General features: G+C 67.3%; 12 protein-coding genes. All 12 read left to right on the top strand.

The features are described from left to right. Positions 1 to 22: 22 nt before the first annotated feature. The 12 genes from ON31_RS07200 to murA all read left to right on the top strand — a co-directional run bounded on the left by ON31_RS07200 (position 23) and on the right by murA (position 10,362). Positions 23 to 265, top strand: a complete 243-nt coding sequence (locus tag ON31_RS07200; protein ID WP_029925821.1) for an ATP synthase F0 subunit C — start codon at positions 23 to 25, stop codon at positions 263 to 265. 16 nt (positions 266 to 281) lie between these two features. After that, on the top strand, positions 282 to 839 hold the full coding sequence (locus tag ON31_RS07205) for a F0F1 ATP synthase subunit B (protein WP_039810663.1): 558 nt from the start codon (positions 282 to 284) through the stop codon (positions 837 to 839). Between the two features lie 19 nt (positions 840 to 858). Then, positions 859 to 1,671, top strand: a complete 813-nt coding sequence (locus tag ON31_RS07210; RefSeq protein ID WP_039810665.1) for a F0F1 ATP synthase subunit delta — start codon at positions 859 to 861, stop codon at positions 1,669 to 1,671. 58 nt (positions 1,672 to 1,729) lie between these two features. Then, on the top strand, positions 1,730 to 3,370 hold the full coding sequence (gene atpA / locus ON31_RS07215) for a F0F1 ATP synthase subunit alpha (RefSeq protein WP_039810666.1): 1,641 nt from the start codon (positions 1,730 to 1,732) through the stop codon (positions 3,368 to 3,370). Positions 3,371 to 3,421: 51 nt separating this feature from the next. Beyond that, positions 3,422 to 4,390, top strand: coding sequence for a F0F1 ATP synthase subunit gamma (locus tag ON31_RS07220; protein WP_039810670.1), 969 nt, complete (start codon positions 3,422 to 3,424; stop codon positions 4,388 to 4,390). A gap of 18 nt (positions 4,391 to 4,408) precedes the next feature. Further along, on the top strand, positions 4,409 to 5,851 hold the full coding sequence (gene atpD / locus ON31_RS07225) for a F0F1 ATP synthase subunit beta (protein ID WP_039810672.1): 1,443 nt from the start codon (positions 4,409 to 4,411) through the stop codon (positions 5,849 to 5,851). A 6-nt stretch (positions 5,852 to 5,857) separates the two neighbouring features. After that, the gene (locus ON31_RS07230) at positions 5,858 to 6,232 is read left to right on the top strand and encodes a F0F1 ATP synthase subunit epsilon (RefSeq protein WP_039810673.1); all 375 of its coding nucleotides are present in this window, start codon (positions 5,858 to 5,860) and stop codon (positions 6,230 to 6,232) included. A gap of 203 nt (positions 6,233 to 6,435) precedes the next feature. After that, positions 6,436 to 7,068 carry an MspA family porin gene (locus ON31_RS07235; protein WP_039810675.1) on the top strand — a complete coding sequence of 211 codons (633 nt, stop codon included), beginning with the start codon at positions 6,436 to 6,438 and terminating at the stop codon, positions 7,066 to 7,068. A gap of 38 nt (positions 7,069 to 7,106) precedes the next feature. Further along, positions 7,107 to 7,790, top strand: a complete 684-nt coding sequence (locus ON31_RS07240; RefSeq protein ID WP_039810700.1) for an MspA family porin — start codon at positions 7,107 to 7,109, stop codon at positions 7,788 to 7,790. Between the two features lie 149 nt (positions 7,791 to 7,939). After that, positions 7,940 to 8,365, top strand: a complete 426-nt coding sequence (locus ON31_RS07245) for a DUF2550 domain-containing protein (RefSeq protein ID WP_039810677.1) — start codon at positions 7,940 to 7,942, stop codon at positions 8,363 to 8,365. A gap of 35 nt (positions 8,366 to 8,400) precedes the next feature. Continuing rightward, on the top strand, positions 8,401 to 8,976 hold the full coding sequence (locus ON31_RS07250; protein ID WP_039810679.1) for a cob(I)yrinic acid a,c-diamide adenosyltransferase: 576 nt from the start codon (positions 8,401 to 8,403) through the stop codon (positions 8,974 to 8,976). Positions 8,977 to 9,099: 123 nt separating this feature from the next. Next, the gene (gene murA, locus ON31_RS07255) at positions 9,100 to 10,362 is read left to right on the top strand and encodes a UDP-N-acetylglucosamine 1-carboxyvinyltransferase (protein WP_039810681.1); all 1,263 of its coding nucleotides are present in this window, start codon (positions 9,100 to 9,102) and stop codon (positions 10,360 to 10,362) included. Positions 10,363 to 10,594 lie beyond the last annotated feature (232 nt).

The raw sequence follows: 10,594 nt of genomic DNA on the forward strand, positions 1-10,594 counted from the left end.
ACAGAAAGGGAATGAAAGACTCATGAGCCTCGCGTACCTGGCCCAGGAAACCATCGAAACCACCTCCAAGGGCTACGGCGCCATCGGCTACGGCCTCGCCGCCATCGGCCCCGGCATCGGCGTCGGCATCGTCGTCGGTAAGGCCATCGAGGGCATCGCCCGTCAGCCGGAGCTGCAGGGCACCATCCGGACCAACATGTTCCTGGGTATCGCCTTCACCGAGGCCCTGGCGCTGATCGGCCTCGTGGCCGGCTTCATCTTCTGATTGCGGAAGTCAACTTATGAGCAGCATTCACTTGCTCGCGGCTGAGGGGGCCGAAGACCAGAACCCCCTCATCCCGGCGACATACGACATCGTCTGGTCGTTGGTCGTCTTCGCGGTCATCGCGTTCGTCTTCTACAAGTACGTCGTCCCGCGCCTGACCAAGGTGCTCGACGAGCGTTCGGAGAAGATCGAGGGCGGTATCGCCAAGGCGGAAGCGGCCCAGGCAGAGGCGCAGGCCACCCTCCAGCAGTACCAGGAGCAGCTGGCCGAGGCCCGGCTCGAGGCCGCCCGCATCCGTGAGGAAGCGCGCACCCAGGGCCAGCAGATCCTCGCGCAGATGCGCGCGGACGCCCAGGCCGAGGCCGACCGCATCGTGGCCTCCGGCCAGACTCAGCTCGAGGCGCAGCGCCAGCAGATCGTGACCGAGCTCCGCACGGAGCTGGGCGCGACCGCGATCGACCTGGCCGAGAAGATCATCGGGCAGTCGGTGTCCGATCAGGCCAAGCAGGCCGCCTCCATCGACCGGTTCCTCGCGGAACTGGACGAGAAGAGCGGCATCGGGGTCGGAAGGTAACGACGCGAAAGTGGGAAGCATGTACGCAGCGAGCCGCGAGGCGAGTTCCCGTGCGCGGGAAGCTCTTCGGTCCGCTCTGACCGGGAGCGACACTGTCGCGGAAACGACCGGCTCCGAACTGTTCGCCGTTGTCGCCGTACTCGACGACCAGCGTTCGCTGCGTGTGGCGCTCGCGGATAAGTCGGTGTCGAGCTCGGTGCGCGCCGAGCTCGCCGAACGGGTATTCGGTGGCAAGGTCAGCGCGGCCACCCAGGCGGTGCTCACCACCGCCGTCGCCCAGGACTGGTCGCGGACCCGCGATTTCGTCGACACCCTCGTGCTGCTCGGACAGGAGGCGCTGCTGCGCTCCGCGGCCGACCGCGGCCGTATCGACGCCGTCGAGGACGAGCTGTTCCGGCTGGGCCGGATCGTCGAGGACAACCCGGAGCTGGAGCAGGCGCTGTCGGATCACGGCAAGCCCGCCTCGGCGCGCCGGGAACTGCTGGCCCGCCTGCTCACCGGCAAGGTCGAGGACACCACGGCGAAGCTCGCCGAACAGGCGGTCGCCCGCCTGCGCGGCAATGGCGTCGGCGCGGCCTTCGACCACCTGTCCGATCTGGCGGCGTCCCTGCGGGACCAGATCGTGGCGCACGTGCGCGCCGCGGTCGAGATGACACCGCAGCAGCGGGAGCACCTGGCTGCTTCACTGCAGCGCCTCTACGACAAGCCCGTCACGGTGCACGTGCAGGTCGACCCCAGCCTGCTGGCCGGTGTCGTCGTGCGCGTGGGCGATGACCTGATCGACGGCAGCGCCGTCGGACGACTGCGGCGACTCCGCCAGAGCCTGGCCTGAGCGCGCAGTCACCCCAACACACCGACATTCGAGACCAGACAGCGAGAGCAGGAAGAACATGGCGGAGCTGACGATCTCCCCCGATGAGATCCGTAGCGCGATCGAGAGCTACACCCAGAGCTACACCCCCGAGACCTCCATCGAGGAAGTCGGTGTCGTCACCGACACCGGCGACGGTATCGCCCACGTCAGCGGCCTGCCGTCGGCGATGGCCAACGAGCTGCTCGAGTTCCCGGGCGGCGTCCAGGGCGTCGCGCTGAACCTCGACGCCACCGAGATCGGTGCGGTCATCCTGGGTGAGTTCAACACCATCGAGGAGGGCCAGCAGGTCCGCCGTACCGGCGACGTGCTCTCGGTCCCGGTGGGCGACAACTTCCTCGGCCGCGTCATCGACCCGCTCGGCGCGCCGATCGACGGCCTCGGCGAGATCGAGTCCACCGAGCGTCGCGTGCTCGAGCTGCAGGCCGCCACCGTGCTGGAGCGCCAGCCGGTCGGTGAGCCCATGGCCACCGGCATCACCGCGATCGACGCCCTGACCGCCATCGGCCGCGGCCAGCGTCAGCTCGTCATCGGTGACCGCAAGACCGGCAAGACCGCGGTCTGCATCGACGCCATCATCAACCAGAAGGCCAACTGGGCCACCGGTGACCCGACCAAGCAGGTGCGCTGCATCTACGTCGCCATCGGCCAGAAGGGCTCCACCATCGCCGGTGTGAAGGCCGCCCTCGAGGCGCACGGCGCGATGGAGTACACCACCATCGTCGCGGCCCCCGCGTCGGACTCCGCCGGCTTCAAGTGGCTGGCCCCCTACACCGGTTCGGCGCTGGGCCAGCACTGGATGTACCAGGGCAAGCACGTCCTGATCGTGTTCGACGACCTGTCCAAGCAGGCCGAGGCCTACCGCGCCATCTCGCTGCTGCTGCGCCGCCCGCCGGGCCGCGAGGCGTACCCGGGTGACGTCTTCTACCTGCACTCGCGGCTGCTGGAGCGTTGCGCCAAGCTGTCCGACGAGATGGGCGCGGGCTCCATGACCGGTCTGCCGATCATCGAGACCAAGGCCAACGACGTCTCGGCGTTCATTCCCACCAACGTCATCTCCATCACCGACGGCCAGGTCTTCCTGGAGTCGGACCTCTTCAACAAGGGTGTCCGCCCGGCCATCAACGTCGGTATCTCCGTCTCCCGAGTCGGTGGCGCCGCGCAGACCAAGGCCATGAAGAAGGTGTCCGGTTCGCTGCGTCTGGAGCTGGCCTCCTACCGCGAGCTGGAGGCGTTCTCCGCCTTCGCCTCCGACCTGGACGCTGCCTCGCTGGCTCAGCTGGAGCGTGGCGCGCGCTGGGTCGAGCTGCTCAAGCAGGACCAGTACGCCCCGGTGTCGGTCGAGGACCAGGTCGTCTCGCTGTACCTGGTGGACGCGGGCTACTACGACTCGGTGCCGGTCGCCGATGTGCGCCGCTTCAACACCGAGCTGCTGGAGTTCCTGCACGCCAACACCCAGGCGTCCTTCGACGCGTTGGAGGGCGGCGCCAAGCCGCTCGACGGCGAGCCCGCCGACGCCATCAAGTCCGCGACCGAGAAGTTCAAGCAGGGCTTCCTCGCCTCCGACGGCTCGCGCGTCGTCAACGAGCCCGAGGCCGGTCAGCTCGACCACGAAGAGGTCGAGTCGCTGTCGGTCACTCGCAAGCGCGTCGAGAAGTAATCGAGACCAGCGATGCGACTGTCGGAACTGACGAATGAAGGGAGTGAGTAGATGCCAAGCGTGCGCGAACTGCGCTCCCGTATTCGTAGTGTGAGCTCGATCAAGAAGATCACGAAGGCGCAAGAGCTGATCGCCACCTCGCGAATCAGCAAGGCGCAGGCCCGGGTGGCCGCCGCCAAGCCGTACGCGGAGGAGATCACCAAGGTGCTCGCCGAATTGGCGGGCGCGAGCGGCAATCTCAGCCATCCGCTGCTGTCCGAGCGGCCCAACCCGCGGCGCGCCGCGGTCCTGGTGATCACCAGTGACCGCGGTATGTGCGGTGGTTACAACTCCAATGTGCTCAAGCGCGCCGAGGAGCTGGTGACCACGCTGCGCTCCGAGGGCAAGGAGCCGGTGCTGTATGTCATGGGCGCGAAGGGCCTGACCTACTACACCTTCCGCGATCGCGATGTGACCGGTTCGTGGGTGGGCTTCTCCCAGTCGCCCAACTACGCCGACGCCTCCGCCGCGTGCAACCACCTGGTCGAGGCGTTCATGGCGGGCGCCGACGGCGAGGTCGAAACCCCCAACGGGGTGGGCACCATGGCGGGCGTCGACGAGCTGCACATCGTGTACACCCGCTTCGTGTCGATGCTGACGCAGACCCCCGAGGTCCGCCGCCTGGCCCCGATCCAGGTGAGCTTCGTGGACGAGAGCTTCGACCTGGGGCCCGACAGCTTCACCGACTCGGCGTCGGCGGAGCCCACGGCCCAGTACGAGTTCGAGCCGGATGCGAGCACCCTGCTGGGTGCGCTGCTGCCGAAGTACATCAATACGCGGATCTACGCGTCGCTGCTCGATGCGGCGGCATCGGAGTCGGCTGCGCGCCGCACCGCAATGAAGGCCGCGACGGACAACGCCACCGAGCTGGTGAATTCGCTGACTCGGACCGCGAACTCGTTGCGTCAGGCCGGAATTACGCAGGAAATCACCGAAATCGTCGGCGGCGCCAACGCGCTGGCATCGAGCTCGAGCGACTAAGCCCAGGAAGAGAACCCAATGACCGCAGCTGTCACCAAAGAGAACCGGGTTGGCGCCGGCACCGGCCGCGTCTCCCGCGTCATCGGTCCCGTCGTGGACGTCGAGTTCCCGCGGGGCTCCATCCCCGACCTGTACAACGCCCTGCACGCGGACATCGCGCTGTCCGCGGTGGCCAAGACGCTGACCCTCGAGGTCGCGCAGCACCTGGGCGACAACATCGTTCGCACGATTTCCATGCAGCCGACCGACGGTCTGGTCCGCGGCGTCGAGGTGCGCGACACCGGCAAGCCGATCTCGGTGCCCGTCGGTGACGTCGTCAAGGGCCACGTGTTCAACGCCCTCGGCGACTGCCTGGACTCCCCGGGCCTGGGCCGCGACGGCGAGCAGTGGGGCATCCACCGCCAGCCGCCCGCCTTCGACCAGCTCGAGGGCAAGACCGAGATCCTGGAGACGGGCATCAAGGTCATCGACCTGCTCACCCCGTACGTGAAGGGTGGCAAGATCGGTCTGTTCGGTGGCGCCGGCGTCGGCAAGACCGTGCTGATCCAGGAGATGATCACCCGTATCGCGCGTGAGTTCTCCGGCACGTCCGTGTTCGCGGGCGTCGGTGAGCGCACCCGTGAGGGCACCGACCTGCACCTGGAAATGGAAGAGATGGGCGTCCTCCAGGACACCGCCCTCGTCTTCGGCCAGATGGACGAGCCGCCGGGCACCCGTATGCGCGTCGCCCTCTCGGCCCTGACCATGGCCGAGTACTTCCGTGACGTGCAGAACCAGGACGTGCTGCTCTTCATCGACAACATCTTCCGGTTCACCCAGGCCGGTTCCGAGGTCTCGACCCTGCTGGGTCGCATGCCCTCGGCCGTGGGTTACCAGCCCACCCTGGCCGACGAGATGGGGCAGCTGCAGGAGCGCATCACCTCGACCCGTGGCCGTTCGATCACGTCCATGCAGGCCATCTACGTGCCCGCCGACGACTACACCGACCCGGCCCCGGCGACCACCTTCGCGCACCTGGACGCCACCACCGAGCTCTCGCGTCCGATTTCGCAGAAGGGCATCTACCCGGCCGTCGACCCGCTGACCTCGACCTCTCGTATCCTCGAGGCGTCGATCGTGGGCGAGCGGCACTTCCGGGTGGCCAACGAGGTCAAGCGCATCCTGCAGAAGTACAAGGAACTGCAGGACATCATCGCCATCCTCGGCATGGACGAGCTCTCCGAAGAGGACAAGGTCCTCGTCGGCCGCGCCCGTCGTCTGGAGAAGTTCCTCGGCCAGAACTTCATCGTGGCCGAGAAGTTCACCGGTCAGCCGGGTTCGGTCGTGCCGCTGGAGCAGACCATCGACGACTTCGATCGCGTCTGCAAGGGCGAGTTCGATCACTTCCCGGAGCAGGCGTTCAACTCCTGCGGTGGTCTCGACGACGTCGAGAAGGCCGCGAAGAAGATCGCCGGAAAGTAGTCGCACATGGCTGAAATGTCGGTCGATCTGGTCGCCGTCGAACGGCGACTGTGGTCGGGCACCGCGTCTTTCGTGAGTGCCCAGACCACGGAGGGCGAAATCGGCATCATGCCGAACCACGAGCCGCTGCTCGGCCAGCTGGTCGACGGTGGCACCGTGTCCATCCACTCCACCGATGGCGAGAAGATCATCGCGGCGGTGCACGGCGGATTCTTCTCCGTCACCGCCACCTCGGTGCGCGTGCTGGCGGAATCCGCTGAGCTCGCGGCGGATATCGACGAGGCGGCCGCGCGTGCCGTGCTCGCCGACAGCGAGGCCGGCGACGCCGCCAAGCTGGTCGCACAGGGCCGGGTGCGTGCCCTGGAGAAGGCCAAGGCCTGATCCGAGTTCTCTTCGCGGCGCGGCGGTTCCGGGAATTCCCGGGGCCGCCGCGCTGACTTTTTTCCGGGTGTGGTTAGAATCATGCCGCCGAGTCTCGGCAATTCCGGTTCTTCAGCCTTGCTTTTCCAGCATTACCTCAATGAGTTGGCGCAGCGCGGTCGCCCTCGGGTAGGTGCGGCCTCGCCACGATGCGCGAGGGGTGAATGAGCAGGTTTGTTTCCATCGCGGCGTCCGCGATCGTCGCCGGTATCGGATTCTTCGCACCCGGGTCGGCCGCTGCGGATGTGGTCGTGCCGATGCCGGACGGATATATCGAGGGCCCCGGGGTGAAAATCACCAGTCGCGGTGAGCGCGCGATTGTTTCGCCATCGCTCGCGGTCAACGGAGCCGGGCGTTCGACCTGGGTTTCCGGCAACGTGACGGCCGAGGTACAGACCCCGGACGGGGAGGTCGGACCGAACAACGGACCACGAAATTTCCCGGGTACCAATAATTCCGGGACACACGGCTCGTCCAATCTGACGGTGGGCTATATCGTCGGCTGCCAGGTCGCGCTGGGTTCGTTCAGCGGCAGTACGTCGGTCGGTATCAGCACGACCCCGAGTCTCTCGGTCGGATTCAGCTTTCCGCTGTCGCCGGGTGAGGTGAAATGGGTCGCCATCAACAACATCGAACTCATCAAGAGCGGCACCTACGACATTCAGTACCAGGACGTTCCGATGGAGATTCAGGGCTGTGGCGGTTACGCGCAGGCCCGGCAGGTCTCCGTGGTGGAGATCATCGGCACGGATTACGCCAAGGTCACCCTCTACGGCCAGCCGTTCAGCATCGGCTGACCGCACCACTGACGACGCGAAGGGATCGCATGTTCGGCATGGGGACAGTACGCGGGGGCGGCAGGTTGGTCGGGACGGCGGTCGCGGCGGCGGTGGTGCTCGGGCTCCTGCCCGCCGGGACGGCGCGGGCCGACACCTTCATTCCGTTGCCGGGCGGTGAGATCTCCCGGCAGCTGCCGGACGGCACCACGGTGACCGTCCGGATCGACGGCGAATCGGTGAAGATCAGCCCGTCGATGGGTGCCACGCCGATCCACCGGAACGTGTGGGCGACCGGTCGCGGCATCGTCGACCTGTCGGGGCCGAGCGCCGCGACGGCCACCATCAAGATCTCGCCCGGCTACGTGGTGGCCTGCCAGGTGGATATCGGCTCGGTCACCGGGAACAACAGCGGCGGCGCGACCGCCGAGCAGGACGCGCAGGGGGCCTGGTCGATATCGCCGAGCGCGGCAGTGGGCGGCGGCATCACGGTGGCGCCCGGCCAGGCGGTGTCCCGGCTGCTGCTCGATATCGAGAAGCCCGACGACTACGGCCAGGAATCGCACAAGCGCTACAACAAGGTGCCGGGTCCGCATGCCAGCGTCAGCTGGATCGACGAGACCTTCTCGGTGGACGGCTGCGGCGGCTACGCGCAGGCGCGCTCGTTCGTCGCCGCCGAGATCGACACCACGAATTTCATCGGGAACGTGGTGCTCTGGGGCCAACCGTTCAGCATGGGCTGAACAGCGCATACGTCACATTCGGCGGATGGCCGGGCTCACCGTTCGCGCGGTCGCTACTATCGACCACACGAGCGGAGTCCGGCCAACGGTCGGGCGCGTGCTCGACGGCGACGTGAACGTGAAGGGACGGAGCGACATTGCAGACCGGGATGGTTCTCCTGATCATTCTGGTGCTGCTGCTCGTCGGCCTGGCACTGGCCTCCACGTACCGGCTGGTCATGCTGCGCCGCGGCGGGACGGCCGCGATCGTGCGCGCACTGCCCGCCCGCGGCCACGGCGGCGGGTGGCGGCACGGGCTGATCCGCTACGACGAGGACACCCTGGTCTTCTACAAGCTCTCCAGCCTGAAACTGGGACCGGACTTCGCCATGCGCCGCCTCGGCATCGAGGTGAGCGGCCGCCGCAATCCCGACGGCGACGAATTCGACATCATGACCGATGAGATCGGCATCGTCGAGGTCACCGATGGCGTGGGCACCTACGAACTGGCCCTGGACCGCGGTGCGCGGGCCGCCTTCCTGTCCTGGGTGGAGTCGCGACCCTCCGACCGCATCCGCCGCCGCCCCGGTCTCTAGGGTCGTCGCGCTGTGATCAGCGCTACGGTGGTCGTGTGAGTGTGCACCTGACCCGGATCTACACGCGGACCGGAGACGACGGGACCACCGGACTCAGCGACTTCTCGCGGGTGTCCAAGAACGACCCCCGGCTGACCGCCTACGCCGACTGTGACGAGACCAACGCCGCCATCGGCGTCGCCGTCGCGCTGGGGCAGCCGGACGAGCGAATCCTGAAGGTCCTGCGCCAGATTCAGAACGACCTGTTCGACGCGGGCGCGGATCTGTCCACTCCCGTGGTCGAGGATCCGAAGTACCCGCCGCTGCGGATCACCCAGACCTATATCGACCGCCTGGAGCGGTGGTGCGACGAGTTCAACGAGGGCCTGGCCCCGCTGAATTCGTTCATTCTCCCCGGCGGCACCCCCTTGGCCGCACTCCTGCACACCGCGCGCACGGTGGCGCGGCGGGCGGAGCGCTCGGCGTGGGCGGCGGTGTCGGCGCATCCCGACGACACCGGCGTGCTGCCCGCGAAATACCTCAACCGCCTGTCGGATCTGCTGTTCATCCTCAGCCGCGTCACCAATCCCGAGGGCGACGTGCTGTGGCAGCCGGGCGGCGGAACCGACTGATTCGCCCGCCGAACTCCCGAGCCGAAACGAAAATCCGTCGCCGACAGGCCGATATCGCGGCACACCGGGGCACAGCGGCGCATACACGCGCGCCCCGCCGCTCGCGATGGATAAGCTACCCCTGTGAGTGAACGGTTTCTGGTGACCGGGGGCAAGCGTCTTGTCGGTGAGGTTGCGGTCGGGGGCGCCAAGAACAGCGTCCTCAAACTGATGGCGGCTGCCCTCCTGGCCGAGGGGACGTCCACGATCACGAACTGCCCGGACATTCTCGATGTGCCGCTCATGGCCGAGGTGCTGCGCGGTCTCGGCTGCGATGTCACGATCGACGCCGGCACGGTGTCCATCACGACGCCGCCGGAACCCAAGTACCACGCGGACTTTCCCGCCGTGACCCAGTTCCGCGCCTCGGTATGCGTCCTGGGTCCGCTCATGGCGCGGTGCAAGCGGGCCGTGGTGGCGCTGCCGGGCGGTGACGCAATCGGTTCCCGTCCGCTCGACATGCACCAGGCCGGACTGCGGCTGCTCGGCGCGACCAGCGAGATCGAGCACGGCTGCCTGGTGGCGCGCGCCGACGAGCTGCAGGGCGCGCGCATTCGCCTGGACTTCCCGTCGGTGGGCGCGACCGAGAACATCCTGATGGCGGCGGTGCTCGCCGAGGGGCAGACCATCATCGACAACGCCGCGCGGGAACCGGAGATCGTCGATCTGTGCAACATGCTCATCCGCATGGGCGCGAAGGTGGACGGTGCGGGCACCTCGGTGCTCACCATCGACGGCGTGCGCAAGCTGTCACCGGTCACCCATCGGGTGATCGGCGACCGCATCGTCGCCGCCACCTGGGGTATCGCCGCCGCCATGACCCAGGGCGACGTGCGCGTCTCCGGGATCAACCCCAAGCATCTGTCCCTGGTGCTGGACAAGCTGCGCTCCGCGGGCGCGCGGATCTCGTTCGAGCCGGACGGGTTCCGGGTGCTGCAGTCCGAACGTCCGCGCGCGGTGAACTTCTCGACCCTGCCGTTCCCGGGTTTCCCGACCGACCTCCAGCCGATGGCCATCGGTCTGGCCGCGATCGCCGACGGCACCTCGATGATCACCGAGAACATCTTCGAGGCGCGCTTCCGTTTCGTGGAGGAGATGATCCGCCTGGGCGCCGACGCCCGCACCGACGGTCATCACGCTGTGGTGCGCGGGATTCCGCGCCTGTCCAGTGCGCCGGTGTGGTCGTCGGACATTCGCGCGGGCGCGGGCCTGGTGCTGGCCGGTCTGGTCGCGGACGGCATGACCGAGGTGCACGACGTCTTCCACATCGACCGCGGTTACCCGGATTTCGTGGAGAACCTGCGGTCGCTGGGTGCCGAGATCGAGCGGGTCGGCGCTCCGGAGTGACGGGGCGGTCGCTGCGATGATCGCGAAAACACCCGTTTACCAGGCGATTTGACATGCGAATCAGCACCACGTAACTTATTCCAGGTCAGAGCGACACGGACACCGACCCGGAGCCCCGAGGGCCTGGGAAACGAGGTTGGACGAGGAGCGCCTGACGATCACACTAGCTCCACCTAACAGCGGATTTGGTTCCGTTGAGCTGGCTGAGCTAAGCTGTAAAAGTTGCCTCACC

The sequence above is a fragment of the Nocardia otitidiscaviarum NBRC 14405 genome (genome assembly GCF_000308635.1).
GTDB classification, from domain to species: Bacteria; Actinomycetota; Actinomycetes; order Mycobacteriales; family Mycobacteriaceae; genus Nocardia; species Nocardia otitidiscaviarum.